This is a genomic window from Vibrio sp. M60_M70, assembly GCF_037162085.1.
Lineage (GTDB): Bacteria > Pseudomonadota > Gammaproteobacteria > Enterobacterales > Vibrionaceae > Vibrio > Vibrio diabolicus.
Genome location: NZ_JARLUL010000001.1, coordinates 3,110,892 through 3,131,407, shown reverse-complemented (window position 1 = coordinate 3,131,407; position 20,516 = coordinate 3,110,892). Strand labels below are relative to the sequence as shown.

Sequence of the window (20,516 nt, the reverse complement as noted above, 5' to 3'; positions counted from 1 at the left end):
GGGCCTAAAAGAAAATTAAATAATTGATTGCCAAAGATCGAGGGTGAGCATGATTAAGAAGATCGGTGTTTTAACAAGTGGCGGTGACGCACCTGGTATGAACGCGGCGATACGCGGCGTAGTACGTACAGCACTATCCGAGGGATTGGAAGTATTCGGTGTGTACGACGGCTACCTAGGCCTATACGAAGGCCGCATCGAGAAGCTAGATCGTTCTAGCGTTTCAGATGTGATCAACAAAGGTGGTACGTTCCTAGGTTCTGCACGTTTCCCTGAATTTAAAGAAGTGGAAGTGCGTGAAAAAGCGATTGAGAACCTGAAAAAACATGGTATCGATGCGCTAGTCGTGATCGGTGGTGACGGTTCGTACATGGGTGCGAAGAAACTGACTGAAATGGGTTACCCATGTATCGGTCTACCAGGCACAATCGACAACGATATCGCTGGTACTGACTACACAGTGGGCTACCTAAGTGCACTAAACACAGTTATCGATGCGATCGACCGTCTACGTGATACTTCTTCATCTCACCAACGTATTTCAATTGTAGAAATCATGGGTCGTCACTGTGGTGACCTAACTCTGATGTCTGCAATCGCGGGTGGTTGTGAGTACATCATCACTCCAGAAACTGGCCTAGACAAAGACAAGCTGATCAGCAACATCCAAGACGGCATTGCAAAAGGTAAGAAACACGCAATCATCGCGTTGACTGAGCTAATGATGGATGCCAATGAACTGGCTCGTGACATCGAAGCGGCGACAGGTCGTGAAACTCGTGCAACAGTACTTGGTCACATCCAACGTGGTGGTCGTCCAACGGCATTTGACCGCGTTCTAGCATCTCGCATGGGTAACTACGCTGTTCACCTATTGATCGAAGGTCATGGTGGTCGCTGTGTAGGTATCGTGAAAGAGCAACTTGTTCACCACGACATCATCGACGCGATCGAAAACATGAAGCGTCCAGTACGCAACGATCTATACAAAGTTGCTGAAGAACTGTTCTAAGCAAGTTTGAAATAGATAAAGAAAAACCGCGGCTTTCCGCGGTTTTTTTGTATTTGAGTATCAGCAAAAGGAAACTGACGCATCGGACAGAATCGACAGAATCTTACGAAGCGCTGCTCTGTTCAATGAGCGTCAATTTACGTTCGCGCAGTGCAAACATATAGCCAAGTAGGCCACCTAACGTATTCCCTACTGCGATACCTATAAACAAGCCTTCAATACTGTAAATTTGGCTTCCGATCCATGCTGATGGCAGGGTAAACACAAACAAACGCATAAAGCTCCATTGGAATGCTCGTAATGGTTTGTGCATCGCATTCAACCCACTGATTAACATCATCACAATGCCTTGAAAACCATAACTGAACGGCACCACAAGCAGGTAATGCCACAGCAGGTTTTTAACCGCTTCTTCCTGCGAGAACAATGCCGCTAGAGGAATACTCAATGGCACCATCATCAAGAAGATAAACCCTTGGAACACGACCGCAAAACGCATGCTGATAAATAAGCCGGAAAAGGCGCGTTGAGGGTTTTTCGCCCCTAAGTTTTGTGCCATGAATGGTGTGAGTGCTGAGGTCAGAGACATCAAGACTAGGATCAAAATAGACTCAATACGCTGCGCCGCACCGTAAGCCGCAACTGCTGCCGTACCGTGGTTGGATAAAAGCATCATCAAAATTGCGCCCGACAATGGATTCATCGCGTTCGACAGTGCGGCAGGAGTGCCGATTTTTAACGTTTGCTGCCAATCTTGTTTCAGTAAGGACCATTGGGGTTGAGCGAGCAACTTTTCGCGTTTAACTAGCACATAGAATGAGCCACATAGTGCACCTAACCAGCTAAAAGCACTGGCTATTGCCGCACCTTGGATACCAAGCTCGGGGAATGGGCCAAGTCCGAAGATCAGTAGTGGATCGAGCATGCCGTTAATCAAGCCTGCCAACATCATGATTTTGGCGGGTGTTTTTGTATCCCCAGATGCTCGTATCGCACTGTTGCCTGCCATCGGGATCACCAACAATGGAATGGTGAGATACCACACCTGCATGTACTCTTCGATGAGTGGAATTAGGTCGTCGGCTGCGCCAAGAAAGCGGAACAGTGGTGCAATGGTGGCAAAGCCAATCGAAGAGGCGATAGCCACGAGTAACACCGCTAATAACAAACCGTGAGTGGTAAACCGAGCGGCTTGTGGGGCGTGACCTTGTCCAAGTAAGCGACCAATATTGGTCGATAGACCCATCCCTATCCCCATCGTGATGCAGTTAACCGCAAAGGTTACAGGGAAGGTATAGCTGATCGCCGCTAGCGCTTGAGTACCAAGCAACGAGATAAAAAACGTGTCCACCAAGTTAAACATCAAAATCGCGATCATGCCCATGGTCATGGGGACGGTCATTTTCCGCAGCGTTTCAGGAATGGGTGCGGTCAACAAACCATGCTTATCGGTCGCTTGGGGTTCCAGCTTGTTATTTTCCTGCATGTATGACAACTATGTGGTGAGCAAACTGCAAGGATACAAGAAAGCGAGATGCTGGGCGAGTGAGCATTTCGAACGCAAACCGTTGCTTAGTTGTTCGTTATTTTAACTAAGTCACAAAAATTTTGTGCCACCCCCTTGGGATCGCTGCTTCGACCCCTTATATAGGGATCACGTGTCTGGGGCTAAAGTCCCTAAGGACAATTATCAAATAAACATGGAAATTTTCAGGAGAGACGACCGATGAACATTCGTCCATTACATGACCGAGTTATCGTTGAACGTAAAGAAGTTGAATCTAAGTCTGCTGGTGGCATCGTTCTGACTGGTTCTGCTGCAGAAAAATCAACTCGCGGTGTTGTTCTAGCTGTGGGTAAAGGCCGCATCCTAGAAAACGGCACAGTACTGCCGCTGGACGTTAAAGTTGGTGATACTGTTATCTTCGCTGAAGGTTACGGTACAAAAACTGAAAAAATCGACGGTAAAGAAGTGCTTGTCATGTCTGAAAACGACATCATGGCGATCGTTGAATAATAGCAATCATTGAGTAATTTTTTGCTCAGATTCAATTACGAAATTACACACAAAGAATTTTAGAAAGGAAATCAAAGATGGCTGCTAAAGACGTTAAATTTGGTAATGACGCACGAGTTAAAATGCTAGAAGGTGTAAACGTTCTGGCTGACGCAGTAAAAGTAACACTGGGTCCTAAAGGACGTAATGTCGTTCTAGACAAATCTTTTGGTGCACCGACTATCACGAAAGATGGTGTATCAGTAGCGCGTGAAATTGAACTGGAAGATAAATTCCAGAACATGGGCGCACAAATGGTTAAAGAAGTTGCGTCTAAAGCAAACGACGCGGCAGGTGACGGTACAACAACAGCAACAGTACTAGCACAATCTATCGTAAACGAAGGTCTAAAAGCAGTCGCAGCGGGTATGAACCCAATGGACCTTAAGCGTGGTATCGACAAAGCAGTAGCAGCAGCAGTAGAGCAACTAAAAGAGCTTTCTGTTGAATGTAACGACACGAAAGCGATCGCACAGGTTGGTACTATCTCTGCAAACTCAGACGCAAGCGTAGGTAACATCATTGCTGAAGCAATGGAGCGTGTGGGCCGTGATGGCGTTATCACTGTTGAAGAAGGTCAGGCGCTACAAGATGAGCTAGACGTAGTAGAAGGTATGCAGTTCGACCGCGGTTACCTATCTCCTTACTTCATCAACAACCAGGAGTCAGGCAGTGTTGATCTAGAAAACCCATTCATCCTGCTAGTTGATAAGAAGATCTCAAACATTCGTGAACTTCTTCCAACGTTAGAAGCCGTAGCGAAAGCGTCTCGTCCACTGCTTATCATCGCAGAAGATGTAGAAGGCGAAGCGCTAGCAACATTAGTTGTCAACAACATGCGTGGCATCGTGAAAGTTGCAGCAGTGAAAGCACCTGGCTTCGGTGACCGTCGTAAAGCAATGCTACAAGACATCGCTATCCTAACTGGCGGTACTGTGATTTCTGAAGAAATCGGTCTAGAGCTTGAAAAAGTAGCACTAGAAGATCTAGGTCAAGCGAAGCGTGTTTCTATCACGAAAGAAAACACGACTATCATCGATGGTATCGGTGAAGAAGAGATGATCTCTGGCCGCGTAGCTCAAATTCGTCAACAAATCGAAGACGCAACTTCAGACTACGACAAAGAGAAACTACAAGAGCGCGTAGCGAAACTGGCTGGCGGTGTTGCAGTAATCAAAGTTGGTGCAGCAACTGAAGTTGAAATGAAAGAGAAGAAAGACCGTGTAGAAGATGCGCTAGCCGCAACTCGTGCAGCGGTTGAAGAAGGTGTTGTTGCTGGTGGTGGTGTTGCACTTATCCGCGCGGCATCTAAGATTGCTCACCTAACGGGTGACAACGAAGAGCAAAACGTTGGTATCCGCGTTGCACTACGTGCAATGGAAGCGCCAATCCGTCAAATCACGAAGAACGCAGGTGAGGAAGACTCAGTGGTTGCGAACAACGTGAAAGCGGGTGAAGGCTCTTACGGTTACAACGCGGCAACAGGCGAATACGGCGACATGCTAGAAATGGGTATCCTAGACCCAACGAAAGTAACTCGTTCTGCGCTACAGTTCGCAGCATCGGTTGCGGGTCTGATGATCACGACTGAAGCAATGGTTACTGACCTACCGCAAAAAGACGCACCAGCGATGCCTGACATGGGCGGCATGGGTGGCATGGGCGGTATGGGTGGCATGATGTAAGCCAGCTTATCTCTTTGCTCTAAGGGAATCCTTATAGCGGAAAGATAACCGACCAAACCTTTAAAAGTCGAGGCATTTGCCTCGACTTTTTTATGCGCGTTATCCGAGAAATATAGCATTCTGGTGTGGCTTCGATTGTGAGAGGCGAGTTCAAGAAATGTCAGTGGAAAAACATGAAAATAGAAGCGATAAAATTTTTTCTTTTGAGTCAGATGGTTAAATCTGACCTACCGCTAACACTTTTTGAACGTGGATAGCGCAAAATCTGAACATTACACTATGTTGTAAATTGTTGCTTCCCATCATGGAGATGAAAATGAAAAAGCTTATGACGTCATTGGCGGTTGCAGCCGCTATCGCATCACCAGTTGCTCTTGCTGACAGTACACCTGTGATGTTCTCTACTATCGACAACACAAACGCACCTTCTAACTCGTCAGTTGGTGGTGTTCGTTTAGCCGTGTTGCATGGACAGGTGAATGAGGTTAAAGGTGTCGACTTTTCACTGCTTGGTATGTCAGAAACGGATCGTACGACAGGTGTGAACTTCGGTCTGTTTTTTGGTGCAGCAAAGGTAAACCAAGAAATGAAAGGTGCGTCTTTAGGCTTAGTTAACTGGAACCAAGGTCAGACGACGGGTGTTAACTTGGGTGCTGTCAACATTACGAACAATGTAAAAGGCTTGAACTGGAGCGCGGTGAACTATTCTGAAGGCTACACCATGGCGGATGTGGGCTTGGCGAGTATCTCTAAAAAGTCTAACTTCCAGTTTGGTTTTTTCAACATGACCGATCAAATTGATGGCGTACAAATTGGTCTTTTGAACTGTGCGGATAACGGTTTCTTCAAATGTTTCCCACTCATCAACTTCGCTAAATAATCCCTGAGCAAGTCGGAATCTTTAGATACCGAAAGCCCTCGATATTCGTCGAGGGCTTTTTAATTACTGATGGGGTGAAGCGAGTTTATCGGCGCGTTAACTATTTAATTAAGCGGGATGAGGTTTTGCGTTGTTGAATTCTTTGGTGAACCCCTCGGCGCAATGCTTTGATGTGGTTTTCTGCTTTATCCACGCCCAGCAACACCGTTAAAGCCAGTAGGGTAATGACCACCGACTGCGTTAAATAACCCAAACCGATCATCAACCCTAATCCTGCCAGTACCCAAATAACCGCTGCGGATGTTACGCCATGGATTTTTCCATCGAGTGTCATCATCACGCCTGCGCCCAAGAAGCCTACGCCAGTAATAATCTGACCAAGCACGCGTGCTTGATCGAGCGTATTTGGCGATAACGATACTGCCATCGACATAAACAGGTAAGTGCCTGAAATAATAAGAATTGCCGTGCGAATGCCAACAGGTTTACCACGAGTTTGGCGTTCGATACCGATCATTAGCCCATTAATGGCACAGCATAGTAGGGCAGGCCAGCTGAATGGGCCAAGATCGAAAATTTGTTCGAGTGCTGTATGCATCTTGACCTCCAAAAGAGCGGAGTATGCATAGACTTACCGTGCAAAGCGAACAAAAAGGAACGGTCGTGACGACAAATTTAATTGAGAGTCAGGACCTATTCTAAATGCAAATCCAATGGCGTTTTACTTGGCCTGCCACCAATTTCTCGTGTCAGTTTTGGTACCAGGTAACCCGATACACGCGTGATGAGTCCGCGCATAATGGCTTTTGCTTCTTCGTCCGAAATAAAGTAGTGCGCCGCGCCTTGCACCTTATCAAGAACGTGGAGGTAATAAGGCAAGATACCCGCGTCAAATAAGGCTTCACTTAACGCCACTTGAGCTTCTACCGAATCATTCACGCCTTTCAGCAGAACGCCTTGGTTTAGAAGCGTAACGCCTGCTCTTTTGAGCTTGAACATCTGTTCAGCAAATTCGTCATTGATTTCGTTGGCATGGTTGATGTGAGTCACGAGGATGATTTGCAACCTTGATGCTTGCAGCAGTTGGCATAGTTCATCAGTGACTCGAGCGGGAATCACCACAGGTAAACGGCTATGAATACGCAGACGTTTGATGTGAGGTATGTGAGCAATGTGCTCTAAAAGCCAATGAATTTCATCGTCTTTTGCCATTAATGGATCACCACCTGAGAAGATGACTTCGTTCAACTCTGGTTGCTGCGCCATGTACTCTAAGCACTTTGTCCATGCCTGCTTGCCGCTTTTATTTTCTTGATATGGGAAGTGACGACGAAAACAGTAACGGCAATTTACCGCGCAGCCACCTTTGACGATCATTAAGGCGCGGTTGCGATACTTGTGTAGCAGACCAGGGACTTCATTATCCTGCTCTTCTAACGGATCGTTGGAATAGCCCGGATGTACTTCAAATTCATCACTTAATGGTAAAACCTGACGTAAAAGAGGGTCTTTAGGGTTGCCTTTCTCCATCCTATCGACAAAACTTTGCGGTACACGCTGTGCAAACAGCTTGCGCGCGGCAAACCCGTCTTGCCACGGTGAAGGATCTATTTCCAGTATTTCGAGCAATTTTGCAGGATCAGAGATCCCATTCGCCAACTGTTTGAGCCAGTTTTGCTCAACAGATTCGACTTTTCGGGTTATTATGTGCGGCATTGAATTTAGCTCTAAGAATGTAAGAGGAAAAAATGGCTACAGTTAGCACCAATGAATTTAAAGGCGGTCTTAAGTTAATGCTTGATAACGAGCCTTGTGTAATTCTGGAAAACGAATACGTTAAACCAGGTAAAGGCCAAGCGTTCAACCGCGTTAAAATTCGTAAACTTCTTTCTGGTAAAGTGCTAGAGAAAACATTCAAGTCTGGTGACACTTGTGAAGTGGCAGACGTAATGGATATCGACCTAGATTATCTATATTCAGACGGCGAATTCTACCACTTTATGAACAGTGAAACGTTTGAACAGATCGCAGCAGACGCAAAAGCGGTAGGTGACAACGCTAAGTGGTTGGTAGAAAACAACACTTGTATGATCACTCTTTGGAACGGTAACCCAATTACTGTTACTCCACCAAACTTCGTTGAGCTAGAAGTGGTAGACACAGATCCAGGCCTGAAAGGTGATACTCAAGGTACTGGTGGTAAACCAGCTACGCTATCAACTGGCGCTGTTGTTCGTGTTCCTCTGTTCATCTCAATTGGTGAAGTGATTCGCGTTGATACTCGTACGGCTGAATACGTAGGCCGTGTCAAGTAAGCACTTTAGATTGATTGTTAGAAAGGTCGCTTTGGCGGCCTTTTTTATTGCCTGTAATTCTCTCTTGAATGTTCCTGCATAGAAAATCGATATCCTCCGCAAATTTTCGATGATTTTGTATTATTCGTAAAAATCTTATTTATTTCATGAATCTGTCGATTATTCCTTAATGTAACATTTTGATACATTGGTTCTTGTTGTTGAGTTGCATAGCAATCTGATTTTTATCGATTTAACTCAGTAACAATCCAAAAAGGAGAACAAAATGGAAAGCAGAGGTTTAGGAAGGGGTTTAAAGGTGGAAGAAAGACGTCAGTTACTACACAAAGGATTGAAAGCTGCGGTGTTTGGCGTACCGCTGTTGGCAATAGGCTTAACGATTAATAGCTCTGTGCTGATGACCGATGCAGGTTACAGCTACGTGCATCAGAACAATATCACTGGTGAGTTGGATGTATTTACTGAACCTGGCATTCATTTTCGTATGCCATTTCTGTCCAAAATCACCAAGTATGACCAAGTGATCACTGTGTCATTCGGTAACAGCAAGGGCGAAGATTTTTATCAACGTCTTGATGCGATTCAGGTTCGATTTGCCGACACCTACATTGGTCAGATCCCCGTAACATTCCGCTTTAAGCTCAGTAATGACCCTGAAGCGGTGAAGAAGATGCACAAAGAGTTCCGTAACAACAGTAACTTGATTGATGCGCTGCTTGTAAAGAACGCACGTAACGTGACGGTGATTACTGCTACCCAATACACGGGTGAAGAGTTTTTCCAAGGTGGTTTGAACCAGTTCAAATCGAAACTTGGCGATCAGTTGCGAGAGGGGATTTATCTAACAGAGCGACGTCAGGTTGAAGTGGAAGAGTTGGATCTTGCGCCTGTTGGGGCGAATCAGGCCAATGCGAACCAACTACAGCGCACCAATCAACTGGTTTGGAAAACGGTGCCAGTTGTAGATAAAACCGGGCAACCAATTCGTCAAGACAACCCGTTACAACAATACGGCATTCAAGTGACGCAGGTGACCATTGGTGACCCACAGCCAGAAAAGCAATTGGATCAGCTATTGGCGGATAAAAAGCGTTTAGTGGCGGATCGTATTCGCGCGATTCAGGAACAAGAAACGTCGAAAGCACAGGCTGAGACCGAGCAGTTACGTAAAGAGATTCAACGAACACGTGAAGTGCAAGACGCTCAGCGTGGTAAAGAACTCGCTATTATTGCTCAGCAAAAAGAAGTGGAAGTTGCACGTCAGATTGCAGAGCGTGAAATCGTTGAAGTGGAAAAAACCAAACGACTTGCTGAAGTCGAGAAGGAGAAAGAGCTAGCTATCGCAGAGGCTAACTTAGCCATTCAAAAGGCGAACGCACTTTCTGCTGAGTTTGAAGCGAAAGCGATATTAGCGAAAGGTCGTGCAGAATCTGAGGTCCTAAAAGCGAAGTACTCGGCGTTAGGGGCAAACCGTGAAGTTTATTTGGCAGAGTTGAATCGAGACGTAGCGAACTCGTTGTACAACAACTTGCAAAACTTCCAAGTTCAGATGCCACAAAACTACATTGGTGGTAGCGAAGAAACGGGCTTGAAAACAAACCTAGATGTGATTACTGGCTTTGGCGCCCTGGGTCTTATGGACCAAACGAAGAAGGTCATACAGCAATAAGATCATGGGTGGTCAAAAACTTAAAAAGCAAAAAGATCATGGGTAACCCAAAGCAATAAAAAAGCTGGCATAGAGCCAGCTTTTTCTTTTTAGTCAGTATCTTAAATCATGAAGATAAAGATAACGGCTAGTGCAGTAATGAGGCCTGCAAATGCATAGCATGCAATTTTACCTATCACACCAGTGTGGAATTTAAGGTCGTGCATGCCGTGGTGTACACGGTGCATCGCATGCCACATTGGTAGAGCTAGGGTGCCAATGATGAATAGCGCACCGATGATACTGGTTGCGAATTCGGAGACACGCTCGTAGCTCATCGCTTCTGCATCAATCACGCCTAGTGGGACCAAGATACCTAGCACCAATACCGTGATTGGCGTGATCATCGCGAACCAAGTACCACCAGCACCAAATAGACCCCACCAGATTGGCTCATCAGAACGTTTTGGTGATGTGTTTACACTATAATTCGGTTTCATGCTCAGCTCCTTACACCACGATGAGAACGATCAGTGAGATGAACGCAACCGCGGCCCACTGAGTCAATACGATGATTTTCTTGTCCACCAGTTTGCCTTTCAAACGAATTGGCATTACTTGCGGCATCATGCTGAAGAAAGTTTGAGCGTGGAATAGGCTACCTAGTAGTGCAACGATGTTGATTGCGACTACGATTGGGTTTGCCATAAAATCCAACCAACCTTGCCATGCTTCAGGGCCTTTCACCAAGTAACCTAAACCGAAAGTTAGGAACAGAGTGAATAGGACCAAAGGCAGCACAGTCGCTTCACGTAGCATGTAGAAGCGGTAGAAAGGATGGTTCTTCCACCAAGTGCGTTTTACTTCACGAACGTAAGGTTTACGATTGCTCATCCTTATGCCTCCACTTTCTTTGGTGAACCATCAGGTTTCAACATAGCAATCACGAAGTCCATAGAAGACTCCACTTTGCCTTGGTTTACTGCCGCTGCTGGGTCAACGTTCTTCGGACAAACTTCAGAACAGTAACCAACAAACGTACAACCCCAAGCACCGTTTTCACCGTTGATAAGCTTCATGCGCTCATCTTTACCGTTGTCACGGCTGTCTAGGTTGTAGCGGTGCGCTAGCGTTAGTGCCGCAGGACCGATGAACTCAGGGTTTAGACCAAACTGAGGACACGCCGCGTAGCATAGACCGCAGTTGATACAACCAGCGAACTGCTTGTATTTCGCCATTTGCTCTGGCGTTTGCAAGTTCGTACCGTCTTCTGGTTTACGGTCGTTACCAATGATGTACGGTTTGATTGCTTCAAGGCGTTCGATGAACGGCGTCATATCAACAATCAAGTCTTTCTCGATTGGGAAGTTCGCTAGAGGCTCGATAGTCACACCGTCTGGGTAATCACGTAGGAAGCTCTTACAAGCAAGCTTCGGTACGTTGTTCACCATGATGCCGCAAGAACCACAGATCGCCATACGGCAAGACCAACGGTAAGACAGATCTTTGTCTAGGTGATCTTTAATGTAGCCCAGTGCGTCAAGCACAGACATGGTTTCATCGAATGGCACTTCGAATGTTTGCTTGTATGGTTCTGCATCTTTTTCTGGGTCATAACGCAGAATGTCTACTTTTTGAATGCGATTTGCTGACATTATGCTTGCTCCTCTGCGTTCTTCTCTTCAGCTGCGGCTTTTTCTGCTGCTTCACCGTATAGACGAGCTTTTGGTTGTGACTTAGTGATAGTCACATTGCTGTAATCGATACTTGGCGCTGAATCTGGTTTGTAGAAAGCAAGTGAGTGTTTTAGGAAGTTCACGTCATCACGCTCTGTACAACCGTCGTCCAGACGTTGGTGCGCGCCGCGAGATTCTTTACGTAGAATCGCAGAGTGAACCATCGCTTCTGCGACTTCTAGGCCGTAACCCACTTCAATTGCGTACAGAAGATCAGTGTTAAACACTTTGCCTTTGTCTTTAATGCTGATGCGTTTGTAGCGTTCTTTTAGTTCGGTGATCTTGTTAATGGTTTCTTGCATCAAATCTTCTTGACGGTAGATACCACAACCCGCTTCCATGGTATGACCCATTTCAGTACGGATGTTTGCCCAGTTCTCATCACCTTCTTGGTTCATCAGTTTGGCGATGCGCTCTTCAACTGCTTTCACTTGAGCATCGATTGCAGACTCGTTCCAACCTTTGAATTCTTCAGCGCGTTTCACTGCGTTTTCACCCGCTACGCGACCAAATACCACAAACTCAGCCAATGAGTTAGAACCTAGACGGTTTGCACCGTGAAGACCAACAGACGCACATTCACCAACCGCGAATAGACCTTTAATGCGAGTTTCACAGCCGCCGTTTGTCTCGATACCACCCATGGTGTAGTGTACCGTTGGACGAATTGGAATTGGCTCTTTTGCAGGGTCTACGTTCACGTAAGCTTTTGCTAGCTCACAGATGAACGGTAGACGCTCTTGTAGGTACTCTTCACCAAGGTGGCGAAGGTCTAGGTGCACCACATCACCAAGAGGGTGTTTGATGGTGTTGCCTTTCTGTTGTTCGTGCCAGAAAGCTTGAGAAACTTTGTCACGAGGACCCAGTTCCATGTATTTGTTCTTCGGTTGGCCAACTGGAGTTTCAGGGCCCATGCCGTAATCTTGTAGGTAACGGTAGCCGTTCTTGTTAACGATGATACCTCCTTCACCACGACAACCTTCTGTCATCAGGATACCTGTGCCAGGAAGACCGGTTGGATGGTATTGAACGAACTCCATATCACGTAGAGGAACGCCGTGACGGTAAGCCATTGCCATGCCATCGCCCGTTACGATACCGCCGTTGGTGTTACAGTGGTAAACACGGCCCGCGCCACCTGTTGCTAGAACAACAGATTTTGCTTTGATAGTAACAAGCTCGCCTTCAGACATGTGAATAGCAATCAGACCTTGAACTTCGCCTTCATCAACAAGCAGATCCACCACAAAGTACTCATCAAAGCGTTTGATGTTGCTGTACTTCATGGATGTCTGGAATAGCGTATGAAGCATGTGGAAGCCAGTTTTATCTGCAGCGAACCAAGTACGTTCAACCTTCATACCACCAAAGCGGCGTACGTTGACTTCACCGTTCTCTTTACGACTCCATGGGCAACCCCATTGCTCCATTTGGATCATTTCGCGAGTCGCGTTCTCTACAAAGTATTCAACAACGTCCTGTTCACATAGCCAGTCACCACCGCCAACAGTGTCGTTGAAGTGGTTGTCTAAGCTATCTTCATCCTTGATAACTGCTGCTGAGCCACCCTCTGCAGCGACCGTGTGGGAGCGCATTGGATAAACTTTAGAAATCAGAGCGACTTCTAAGTCTGGGTTTGCTTCAGCCGCTGCAATAGCAGTACGAAGACCAGCGCCGCCTGCGCCGATGACTGCGATATCTGTGGTGATAATTTGCACAGTTATCCTCCAGTGTGTGATTGCGGAAATCCGCTTGTTATTGTCATTACGAGGCGCTCTTTAAAAAGAACTCCCCAAAAGTAGTAGGGTTAGTGTAGATGAGCCACATGGCAGAAAAATTGATGTAATTGGGTTTTTGCTTCGGTAATGCACTTAAGGGCATAGAATTTATAGGTTATGTGACTGCTATCACGGCATCGAGGTTTTGGCCCTCAAGCATTAACATTAGGGATGTTAAACCTGTGTTGCGTGACATTAACCGCATGGATAATAGGATTTTAACTGAGTGTTTTTTGTGCTGCGGCACGAGTAATACTTGCCTCAAATAGGCGAGCACGTTAGTAAAAAGAAGAAGGGATATTCCTCTCTTCTTGAAGAGTAAAAAGCATGTAGAATGAGACTTTCCTCGCTGAATTAAAGTTTGAGAGACTTGTTATGCAAACCAACTGGCAACCTACTGCTTCCATTGACCAACTTCGTCAACGTGCGACGTTAATCGCGTCGATTCGCCAATTCTTCGCTGATCGACAGGTGATGGAAGTCGACACGCCAGCCATGAGTCACGCAACCGTGACCGACATTCATTTGCATACTTTCCAAACCGAGTTTGTTGGACCGGGTTACGCCGATGGTAGCAAGCTGTTCTTTATGACCAGCCCTGAATTCCACATGAAGCGCTTGCTGGCGGCTGGCAGCGGTTGTATTTATCAAATCAACAAAGCATTTCGTAACGAAGAAAATGGTCGTTACCACAATCCCGAATTCACGATGTTGGAGTGGTATCGCGTTGGCTTTGACCATCATAAATTGATGGATGAAATGGATGATCTGTTGCAACTGGTATTGAAGTGTGGCGCAGCGCAGCGCATGACGTATCAACAAGCCTTCATTGATGTGTTGGGTGTGTGCCCACTAGAAGGCTCGATGACGGAGCTGAAAGCGGCGGCAAGCAAGCTGGGTTTGAGTGACATTGCAGAGCCTGAAGAAGATCGCGATACGTTACTGCAATTGCTATTTAGCGTGGGAGTCGAACACAAAATTGGTCAGGATGTGCCTGCTTTTGTGTACGACTTCCCGGCATCACAGGCGGCGCTTGCGAAAATCAATCCTCAAGACCATCGTGTTGCGGATCGCTTTGAGGTGTATTTTAAGGGAATTGAGCTGGCAAATGGGTTCCATGAGCTCGATAACCCGAAAGAGCAACTGGCGCGTTTTGAGCAAGATAACGCGAAGCGTCTCGACATGGGTTTAAAACCGCAGCCAATCGACTATCATTTGATCTCCGCATTGGAGGCAGGGTTGCCAGATTGTGCGGGTGTTGCGTTAGGCATCGATCGTTTGATCATGCTAGCGCTCGGCTGTGACCACATTGATCAAGTGACGGCTTTTCCATTCCCAATCGCATAAGGATATTCAATGAACTTGGCTGCTGCACGTTTGGTCATTCTCAGCTACGCAATACTGATCGCTTACTTATCGTTGAGCTCGGGCGAGTTGCAAGACTGGGGCAACATTGCGTATCTTGATAAAATGCAGCACGCCATGGCGTACAGCGGATTTGCGTTTTTAGGTTGCTTTTGCGTGTGGCGTTGGCGTCAACGTTGGGCGGTGGCGATTGGTATCTTATTATTTAGTGCTGCCATCGAATGGCTACAAGGGTATGTCGGCAGACAAACCTCTTGGTTAGACCTTGTCGCCAACTCAACGGGTATTCTAACTGGTCTGTTATGTTACCGTATTTGGAGCCTCTATCGACCTAGGTTGGTGAAGTCGCTATACTCGATTCGTTAATGAAGAGGGAACACGATAACAATGAAAACGCGCGACAAAATCGTCTACGCGGCACTGGAGTTGTTCAACCAACATGGTGAACGCAACATCACCACCAATCACATTGCCGATCACATCGAAATTAGCCCAGGTAATCTGTATTACCACTTCCGTAATAAGCAAGAAATCGTTCGTGAGATCTTTGCGCTTTATTCAGCAGAACTTTTAGAAAGATTTACCCCTATTCAAGGCTCACAAGAAAGCCTGACTATGCTGAAGAGCTACCTAGATTCCATCTTTACGCTAATGTGGAAATACCGCTTTTTCTACGCGAATCTACCTGAGATCTTGTCACGAGATGAGCAGTTACATGAGCAGTACATCGATGTGCAAGAAAAGCTGCAAGCGAACCTCATTGCGATCATGCAAGAGTTTGTATCGCTGAAGCTGCTTAATGTTGATCAACAGCAGTTGAAGTCACTGGTGTGTACATTGCATTTGATTGCGTGTAGCTGGTTGGCGTATCAATCTGCAATGGCTTCGAAAACCAGCATCACTGAGCAAATGGTGAAGCAAGGGATGTTGCAGATGCTTAATGTCGTTAAGCCATTAGCAACTGAGCAGGGGTTAGAGCAGCTACTGTTACTGGAAGATGCAGTCAGCAATCTACACAGTTAAACGTCAAACTGCTTAATATTTCGAGAGTCACTCTCATTTTCGAGTCGTGGCTCGAGTTGACTTGTCAAATATGCCACGCACAATAGTCCTCATACCGTTCAGCCCTCTCTGGGATATGACTCTCGATAAAGGAACTATCGCTCCATGAATTACGACATTTTTAATGGCGATGCTGATGGCATCATTGCGCTTCTACAATTACGCTTGGCTGATCCTATCGAGGCTCAGTTAATTACTGGTGTAAAGCGCGATATCAAGCTGGTGGAAAAAGTAGACGTGCAAGCGGGTGATGAGCTAACGGTGTTAGACATTTCGATGGAAAAGAACATGGTAGGCCTAGAGCAAGCATTGGCTCAAGGCGCGCACGTGTTTTACGCCGATCACCATAAGGCGGGTGATATTCCTCAGCATGGCAACTTGGATGCGCACATCGATCTCGATGCCAACATGTGTACGGCTTTAATTGTCGATCAATTGCTAAATGGACGTTTTCACACATGGGCGATTACGGCGGCTTATGGCGATAACATGATCGCGAAAGCAGATGAATTGGCTGACAAGGCAGGCTTGTCACACGATCAGAAAGCGCAGCTTAAAGAGCTGGGCACTTTGATTAATTACAACGGTTACGGTTCGAAAGTGGATGACTTACATTTCCATCCAGCGGATTTGTACCAAGCTTTGCTGAAGTACGCGTCGCCATTTGACGCTATTGAAGATAAAACCTCACCTTACTACCAACTGCAGTCTGCTTACCAACAAGATATGGATGCCGCTCTGGCAGTGCCTGCCACGCATGAGAGCGGTAAGCTGAAGCTGTTCGAACTACCAAACACGGCCGCATCACGTCGAATCAGTGGTGTTTATGGCAATTGGCTGGCAAATCAAAATCCAGATTCTGCTCATGCAGTACTCACCGAAAATGCAGATGGCACTTACACGGTCTCTCTACGCGCCCCGTTGAACAACAAACAAGGCGCCGTTGCCGTGTGTGGGCAGTTTCCAACTGGTGGCGGCCGAGAAGCGGCGGCAGGCATCAATGCCTTAAGCAAAGATGATGTAAGTGCTTTTATTAATGCGGTAGAAACGTACTACGCATAATACTTTCCTAAATCTGAATACAACAAAGGAGCCAATCGGCTCCTTTGTTTTTACCGCGAGTAATCAGTCTAATAATCAGCGCTTCAACCAAGATTTCGGGTTTTGCGCTTCACTGTTGCGGCGAATTTCGAAGTAGAGTGATGCGCGATCTTGCCCGCCAGTATCACCCGCAAGAGCGATCACTTCGCCAGCGGTCACGCGATCGCCTTCTTTTTTCGTCAACGCTTGGTTGTAGCCGTAGAGCGTCATGTCACCTTTGCCGTGGTCAAGCAATACCACTAAGCCATAACCGCGTAAATACTCCGCAAATACGACAGTGCCCGGGTAAACGGCTTTCACTTGTTGACCATAATTGGCCGCAAGCACCATGCCCTTCCAGTTTACTTGCCCGGTTTGGCGAGTACCGAAGTTGTGTAATACACGACCTTTGAGTGGCCATGGCAGTTTACCGCGCTGTTTGCCCAGTCCGTCCATTGGCACGGCATTACGCTTAGCCGCTTTGGCGATCTCGGCTTTTAGGCGTGTTTCGTTGCGCTGCAGTTCAGCAAGGTAGCGTTTATCGTTCTTGATACTGCTCTGAATTTTATTCAAGGTTTGCTTACGTTTGGATTGTGTACTTGCCAGCGCCGTACGTTTCTCAGATTGCTGTTTGAGTAACGTCTCGATTTGCTCTTTTTCTAGCTCAAGCTGGTTTTTGTTGTGTGCCAATTCTTGAGTGGTTTTGGTGATTGCATCAATCACTTCAGCACGCGCTTTGGCTAAGTGCTGGAAGTATTGACTCATGCGGTCTTCTTCCACACCTTGATTCAACAAGTGACCATTGGCTTTCGCTCGTTCGGTCACGTAATACGTTTGCAGCAACTGTTTGAGCTCTTCCTCTTGCTCTTGGCGCTGCGCTTCTTGCAAGGCAATTTTCTCTTCTAGCTTGTCTATGTTTTTGTCTGCTTGTGCCAGCTCAGATTTGGTTTGTCTTATTTCGCGCTCAAGTTTAGAAATGCCAAGTTCTTGCTCCTTGAGCGATTTTTGTAGCTCATTGAGTTGCTTTTCTTGGGAAGAGAGAGATTTGCGTTGACGGCTTATCTCACTTGATACGCCTTTGAGCTCTTGTTGACTAGCGGCAGAAGAGGCGAGGGGATATGTGGCAGATAAAGCACAAGTTAATAAAATAGCCGAGCGTAGAACAGGGTGATTTTGTTTTCGCACTTGAGATTTACCTACCACGTTGTTGTCAAAGGTTTGTTGACGATTAAATACCATCTCCATGGATAAAGCTTTGTGATTTACCATTAAAGCCTTGATCCATATCGAGAGAAGGTTTGTCCGTTTTTGGACGACCGACGATTTTCGCAGGAACCCCCGCCACAGTTGTGTGTGGTGGCACTGCTTGCAATACCACAGAGCAAGAGCCGATTTTCGCGCCTTCGCCCACTTCGATATTGCCAAGAATTTTTGCACCTGCACCAATCATCACACCTTCACGGATTTTCGGGTGACGATCGCCGCACTCTTTACCCGTACCGCCTAAGGTAACGTCTTGTAGAATTGAGACGTCATTATCGATAACTGCAGTTTCACCGATGACAATACCTGTCGCGTGGTCGAGCATTATGCCGCTACCAATGCGTGCTGCCGGGTGAATGTCTACCTGACACGCAACCGAAATTTGGTTTTGCAGGTAGGTGGCCAGTGCATGGCGCCCTTGCTTCCATAGCCAGTTTGCCACGCGGTAGCCTTGCAGAGCGTGGTAGCCCTTTAAGTACAGCAGCGGCATAGAGTACATCGAAACTGCAGGGTCGCGATTAACCGTGGCACAAATGTCACAAGCGGCACAATCGGTAATGGTTGGGTCGGCAGAGAACGCTTCTTCTACCACTTCACGTACTGCCATTGCTGGCATCGATGCCGTGTTTAACTTGTTTGCCAAAATGTAGCTGAGCGCGGCACAGAAACTTTCATGCTTGATGATGGTGGCATGGTAAAAGCTGGCCAGCATTGGCTCTTGCTCTGACATTTCGCGGGCTTCTGAGACAATTCTGTTCCAGACTTTTTGTTTTTCGCAGTGTTTCATTCTCAATATCCTGAGTGGTTCTTCCGTGACCCGACAACTTCTATTCTTCTCAGATGAGGTGCGAAGGGGCGTAGAGTGCTACTTTCCTTCGGCTTTTTTGTCACGAGCAAGTAAATCTTGCGCTGCCAGGCGTGCATCCTTCCCTTGATACAATACTTGATAAATTTGATCAACAATTGGCATCTCAACACCCATGCGTTGAGAGAGCATCCATACTTCTTTCGTGTTGCGGTAGCCTTCTACGACTTGGCCAATTTCTTCTTGTGCCGTGTCGACGTCTTTACCTTGACCTAGCGCTAAACCAAAGCGGCGGTTACGTGATTGGTTGTCGGTACACGTTAGGACAAGGTCGCCCAAACCAGCCATACCCATGAAGGTTTCTGGTTTTGCACCAAGCGCAGCACCAAGACGACTCATTTCGGCCAAACCACGAGTAATCAATGCAGTACGCGCGTTGGCTCCAAAACCGATGCCGTCAGACATACCCGCACCAATTGCGATAACGTTTTTCACCGCGCCGCCCAATTGCATGCCGATAAAGTCACTATTGGCGTACACGCGGAAGGTTTTGCTGCAGTGGATTTTTTCTTGTAGGTCAGCGACAAATTCAGCATCTGGAGAAGCAACTGAAATTGCAGTAGGCATGCCCATCGCAAGTTCTTTGGCGAACGTTGGGCCAGACAATACAGCCAGTGAGTAGTTTTCACCGATAATGTCATAAGCGACGTCTTTCAGCAGACGACCCGTTTCTGGCTCAAGACCTTTGGTTGCCCAGCAGATGCGAGAGTCTTCACGTAAGAAAGGCTTACAGCTGTTCAGTACGATGCCAAAAACATGGCTTGGAACCACAACCAATAAATCTCGGCTTGCTTGTACGGCTTTTTCTAAATCCGATTCAATGATCAAGCTTTCAGGGAAATCAACACCAGGTAAGAAAGCGTGGTTCGCGCGATCCGCTTCTAAACGTGCCATGTGCTCAGGCTCGTGTCCCCAAAGGACTACGTTCGCGCCGTTACGAGCGAGTGAGATCGCCAGAGAGGTACCGTATGAACCTGCGCCAATCACCGTCATTGCGATGTCTTTACCGTAAGCATTGTTTGTATTTGCTTGTGTCATGCTACCGCCTAATTGTCTTTCTACTAGTAGAATCTAGTTCCTAATCGTCAAATTTTACGCCTTCTGGCGATTAGGAACTAGGAACTTTTGTCAGAAATAAAAAATGCACATTGCATCGGATGGTAGACGCTCTGTGCATTTTATTAGAGTCGGTGACGTCAGCACTCAGGCTATTCGTCACTTACAAAACGTGAATTACGCTTCAGCTTCGCCTTGTTGAGCTTGCTGTTGTAGGTAGTTCATGAATAGCGCGTCGAAGTTAACTGGCGCTAGGTTCAGTTGAGGGAACGTACCTTTAACCACTAGGCTTGAGATAGTTTCACGAGCGTATGGGAATAGGATGTTCGGGCAGAATGCGCCTAGGCAATGTGCAAGTTGGCCTGCTTCCATTTGCTCAGCAGTGAAGATACCACCTTGTTGAACTTCACATAGGAACGCTGTTTCTTCTTCGTTCTTCACAGTTACAGTTAGACGTAGAACCACTTCGTAAACGCCTTCACCAAGCTCACGGCTTTGAGTGTCTAGGTCTAGTTTAACGTCTGGGTTCCATTCTTTTTGGAAGATTACTGGAGAGTTTGGCGCTTCGAAAGAAACGTCTTTTAGGAAGATGCGTTGAATTGCGAAGTTTTGTTGTGCTTCTTGAGGTGCTGCTTCAGCCATTTTTTAATCCTTAAATAAATATTTGTAGAGCCTAGAAACGTCTAAACTCAGAAAACTGGTATGTCCCGAGACT

The 20,516-nt window shown here is 46.7% G+C and carries 21 protein-coding genes; 10 read left to right on the top strand and 11 right to left on the bottom strand.

Annotated elements, in window-relative coordinates; all coding sequences use genetic code 11:
- Window positions 1-49 precede the first annotated feature (49 nt).
- Window positions 50-1,012, top strand: coding sequence for a 6-phosphofructokinase (pfkA, locus tag P4S59_RS14640; RefSeq protein ID WP_005397529.1), 963 nt, complete (start codon window positions 50-52; stop codon window positions 1,010-1,012).
- Window positions 1,013-1,115: 103 nt separating this feature from the next.
- Here pfkA and P4S59_RS14635 read toward each other — a convergent pair whose 3' ends face one another.
- Complete coding sequence (locus P4S59_RS14635; RefSeq protein ID WP_074190085.1) at window positions 1,116-2,498, bottom strand: MATE family efflux transporter; 1,383 nt, start codon at window positions 2,496-2,498, stop codon at window positions 1,116-1,118.
- A gap of 240 nt (window positions 2,499-2,738) precedes the next feature.
- On the opposite strand from P4S59_RS14635, the gene P4S59_RS14630 reads away from it, so the two are divergent.
- The 3 genes from P4S59_RS14630 (at window position 2,739) to P4S59_RS14620 (ending at window position 5,633) form a co-directional block, all read left to right on the top strand.
- On the top strand, window positions 2,739-3,029 hold the full coding sequence (locus P4S59_RS14630) for a co-chaperone GroES (RefSeq protein WP_005381516.1): 291 nt from the start codon (window positions 2,739-2,741) through the stop codon (window positions 3,027-3,029).
- Between the two features lie 77 nt (window positions 3,030-3,106).
- A complete protein-coding gene (gene groL / locus P4S59_RS14625; RefSeq protein WP_005381509.1) occupies window positions 3,107-4,753 on the top strand; it encodes a chaperonin GroEL in 1,647 nt (548 codons plus the stop codon).
- A 316-nt stretch (window positions 4,754-5,069) separates the two neighbouring features.
- Window positions 5,070-5,633 (top strand): VC2662 family protein, encoded by a 564-nt coding sequence (locus tag P4S59_RS14620; RefSeq protein ID WP_005395435.1) that lies wholly within the window; start codon window positions 5,070-5,072, stop codon window positions 5,631-5,633.
- 100 nt (window positions 5,634-5,733) lie between these two features.
- Here the strand turns inward: P4S59_RS14620 and P4S59_RS14615 are convergent, their stop codons facing one another.
- Both P4S59_RS14615 and epmB read right to left on the bottom strand, forming a co-directional pair.
- The gene (locus P4S59_RS14615; RefSeq protein WP_005395427.1) at window positions 5,734-6,231 is read right to left on the bottom strand and encodes an MgtC/SapB family protein; all 498 of its coding nucleotides are present in this window, start codon (window positions 6,229-6,231) and stop codon (window positions 5,734-5,736) included.
- Window positions 6,232-6,326: 95 nt separating this feature from the next.
- Window positions 6,327-7,349 (bottom strand): EF-P beta-lysylation protein EpmB, encoded by a 1,023-nt coding sequence (epmB, locus tag P4S59_RS14610; protein WP_005381502.1) that lies wholly within the window; start codon window positions 7,347-7,349, stop codon window positions 6,327-6,329.
- A 32-nt stretch (window positions 7,350-7,381) separates the two neighbouring features.
- On the opposite strand from epmB, the gene efp reads away from it, so the two are divergent.
- Window positions 7,382-7,948 (top strand): elongation factor P, encoded by a 567-nt coding sequence (gene efp, locus P4S59_RS14605; protein ID WP_005395425.1) that lies wholly within the window; start codon window positions 7,382-7,384, stop codon window positions 7,946-7,948.
- Window positions 7,949-8,213: 265 nt separating this feature from the next.
- Complete coding sequence (locus P4S59_RS14600; protein WP_005395423.1) at window positions 8,214-9,617, top strand: SPFH domain-containing protein; 1,404 nt, start codon at window positions 8,214-8,216, stop codon at window positions 9,615-9,617.
- A gap of 101 nt (window positions 9,618-9,718) precedes the next feature.
- Here P4S59_RS14600 and frdD read toward each other — a convergent pair whose 3' ends face one another.
- The 4 genes from frdD to frdA are packed head-to-tail and all read right to left on the bottom strand — an operon-like array spanning window position 9,719 to window position 13,050.
- The gene (gene frdD, locus P4S59_RS14595; RefSeq protein WP_005395421.1) at window positions 9,719-10,096 is read right to left on the bottom strand and encodes a fumarate reductase subunit FrdD; all 378 of its coding nucleotides are present in this window, start codon (window positions 10,094-10,096) and stop codon (window positions 9,719-9,721) included.
- Between the two features lie 10 nt (window positions 10,097-10,106).
- Window positions 10,107-10,490: a fumarate reductase subunit FrdC gene (frdC, locus tag P4S59_RS14590; RefSeq protein WP_337168572.1), complete on the bottom strand. Its 384-nt coding sequence runs from the start codon at window positions 10,488-10,490 to the stop codon at window positions 10,107-10,109.
- 2 nt (window positions 10,491-10,492) lie between these two features.
- Window positions 10,493-11,251, bottom strand: a complete 759-nt coding sequence (locus P4S59_RS14585; protein ID WP_005381489.1) for a succinate dehydrogenase/fumarate reductase iron-sulfur subunit — start codon at window positions 11,249-11,251, stop codon at window positions 10,493-10,495.
- On the bottom strand, window positions 11,251-13,050 hold the full coding sequence (frdA, locus tag P4S59_RS14580) for a fumarate reductase (quinol) flavoprotein subunit (protein ID WP_047010259.1): 1,800 nt from the start codon (window positions 13,048-13,050) through the stop codon (window positions 11,251-11,253). Before frdA ends, P4S59_RS14585 begins: the two co-directional genes overlap by 1 nt.
- Before the next feature lie 435 nt (window positions 13,051-13,485).
- Here frdA and epmA point away from each other — a divergent pair, with 435 nt between their 5' ends.
- The 4 genes from epmA to P4S59_RS14560 all read left to right on the top strand — a co-directional run bounded on the left by epmA (window position 13,486) and on the right by P4S59_RS14560 (window position 16,599).
- Window positions 13,486-14,457 carry an elongation factor P--(R)-beta-lysine ligase gene (epmA, locus tag P4S59_RS14575; RefSeq protein WP_046874653.1) on the top strand — a complete coding sequence of 324 codons (972 nt, stop codon included), beginning with the start codon at window positions 13,486-13,488 and terminating at the stop codon, window positions 14,455-14,457.
- Window positions 14,458-14,466: 9 nt separating this feature from the next.
- Window positions 14,467-14,841, top strand: coding sequence for a VanZ family protein (locus P4S59_RS14570; protein ID WP_005395414.1), 375 nt, complete (start codon window positions 14,467-14,469; stop codon window positions 14,839-14,841).
- 21 nt (window positions 14,842-14,862) lie between these two features.
- The gene (locus P4S59_RS14565; RefSeq protein ID WP_005395413.1) at window positions 14,863-15,498 is read left to right on the top strand and encodes a TetR/AcrR family transcriptional regulator; all 636 of its coding nucleotides are present in this window, start codon (window positions 14,863-14,865) and stop codon (window positions 15,496-15,498) included.
- A gap of 144 nt (window positions 15,499-15,642) precedes the next feature.
- Window positions 15,643-16,599: a DHH family phosphoesterase gene (locus P4S59_RS14560; RefSeq protein WP_337168571.1), complete on the top strand. Its 957-nt coding sequence runs from the start codon at window positions 15,643-15,645 to the stop codon at window positions 16,597-16,599.
- A 75-nt stretch (window positions 16,600-16,674) separates the two neighbouring features.
- Here the strand turns inward: P4S59_RS14560 and P4S59_RS14555 are convergent, their stop codons facing one another.
- From P4S59_RS14555 to secB, 4 genes are all read right to left on the bottom strand, one after another.
- On the bottom strand, window positions 16,675-17,820 hold the full coding sequence (locus P4S59_RS14555; protein WP_048626686.1) for a murein hydrolase activator EnvC family protein: 1,146 nt from the start codon (window positions 17,818-17,820) through the stop codon (window positions 16,675-16,677).
- A 25-nt stretch (window positions 17,821-17,845) separates the two neighbouring features.
- On the bottom strand, window positions 17,846-18,667 hold the full coding sequence (gene cysE / locus P4S59_RS14550; RefSeq protein WP_005395410.1) for a serine O-acetyltransferase: 822 nt from the start codon (window positions 18,665-18,667) through the stop codon (window positions 17,846-17,848).
- A 78-nt stretch (window positions 18,668-18,745) separates the two neighbouring features.
- Entirely contained in the window at window positions 18,746-19,783 is a 1,038-nt protein-coding gene (gene gpsA, locus P4S59_RS14545; RefSeq protein WP_006743122.1) for an NAD(P)H-dependent glycerol-3-phosphate dehydrogenase, read from the bottom strand.
- A gap of 195 nt (window positions 19,784-19,978) precedes the next feature.
- On the bottom strand, window positions 19,979-20,443 hold the full coding sequence (gene secB, locus P4S59_RS14540) for a protein-export chaperone SecB (RefSeq protein WP_005395400.1): 465 nt from the start codon (window positions 20,441-20,443) through the stop codon (window positions 19,979-19,981).
- Window positions 20,444-20,516 lie beyond the last annotated feature (73 nt).

Coding starts and splice junctions, on each gene's coding strand:
- pfkA (WP_005397529.1), top strand. CDS start 50: ATGATTAAGAAGATCGGTGTTTTAACAAGTGGCGGTGACGCACCTGGT.
- P4S59_RS14635 (WP_074190085.1), bottom strand. CDS start 2,498: ATGCAGGAAAATAACAAGCTGGAACCCCAAGCGACCGATAAGCATGGT.
- P4S59_RS14630 (WP_005381516.1), top strand. CDS start 2,739: ATGAACATTCGTCCATTACATGACCGAGTTATCGTTGAACGTAAAGAA.
- groL (WP_005381509.1), top strand. CDS start 3,107: ATGGCTGCTAAAGACGTTAAATTTGGTAATGACGCACGAGTTAAAATG.
- P4S59_RS14620 (WP_005395435.1), top strand. CDS start 5,070: ATGAAAAAGCTTATGACGTCATTGGCGGTTGCAGCCGCTATCGCATCA.
- P4S59_RS14615 (WP_005395427.1), bottom strand. CDS start 6,231: ATGCATACAGCACTCGAACAAATTTTCGATCTTGGCCCATTCAGCTGG.
- epmB (WP_005381502.1), bottom strand. CDS start 7,349: ATGCCGCACATAATAACCCGAAAAGTCGAATCTGTTGAGCAAAACTGG.
- efp (WP_005395425.1), top strand. CDS start 7,382: ATGGCTACAGTTAGCACCAATGAATTTAAAGGCGGTCTTAAGTTAATG.
- P4S59_RS14600 (WP_005395423.1), top strand. CDS start 8,214: ATGGAAAGCAGAGGTTTAGGAAGGGGTTTAAAGGTGGAAGAAAGACGT.
- frdD (WP_005395421.1), bottom strand. CDS start 10,096: ATGAAACCGAATTATAGTGTAAACACATCACCAAAACGTTCTGATGAG.
- frdC (WP_337168572.1), bottom strand. CDS start 10,490: ATGAGCAATCGTAAACCTTACGTTCGTGAAGTAAAACGCACTTGGTGG.
- P4S59_RS14585 (WP_005381489.1), bottom strand. CDS start 11,251: ATGTCAGCAAATCGCATTCAAAAAGTAGACATTCTGCGTTATGACCCA.
- epmA (WP_046874653.1), top strand. CDS start 13,486: ATGCAAACCAACTGGCAACCTACTGCTTCCATTGACCAACTTCGTCAA.
- P4S59_RS14570 (WP_005395414.1), top strand. CDS start 14,467: ATGAACTTGGCTGCTGCACGTTTGGTCATTCTCAGCTACGCAATACTG.
- P4S59_RS14565 (WP_005395413.1), top strand. CDS start 14,863: ATGAAAACGCGCGACAAAATCGTCTACGCGGCACTGGAGTTGTTCAAC.
- P4S59_RS14560 (WP_337168571.1), top strand. CDS start 15,643: ATGAATTACGACATTTTTAATGGCGATGCTGATGGCATCATTGCGCTT.
- cysE (WP_005395410.1), bottom strand. CDS start 18,667: ATGAAACACTGCGAAAAACAAAAAGTCTGGAACAGAATTGTCTCAGAA.
- gpsA (WP_006743122.1), bottom strand. CDS start 19,783: ATGACACAAGCAAATACAAACAATGCTTACGGTAAAGACATCGCAATG.
- secB (WP_005395400.1), bottom strand. CDS start 20,443: ATGGCTGAAGCAGCACCTCAAGAAGCACAACAAAACTTCGCAATTCAA.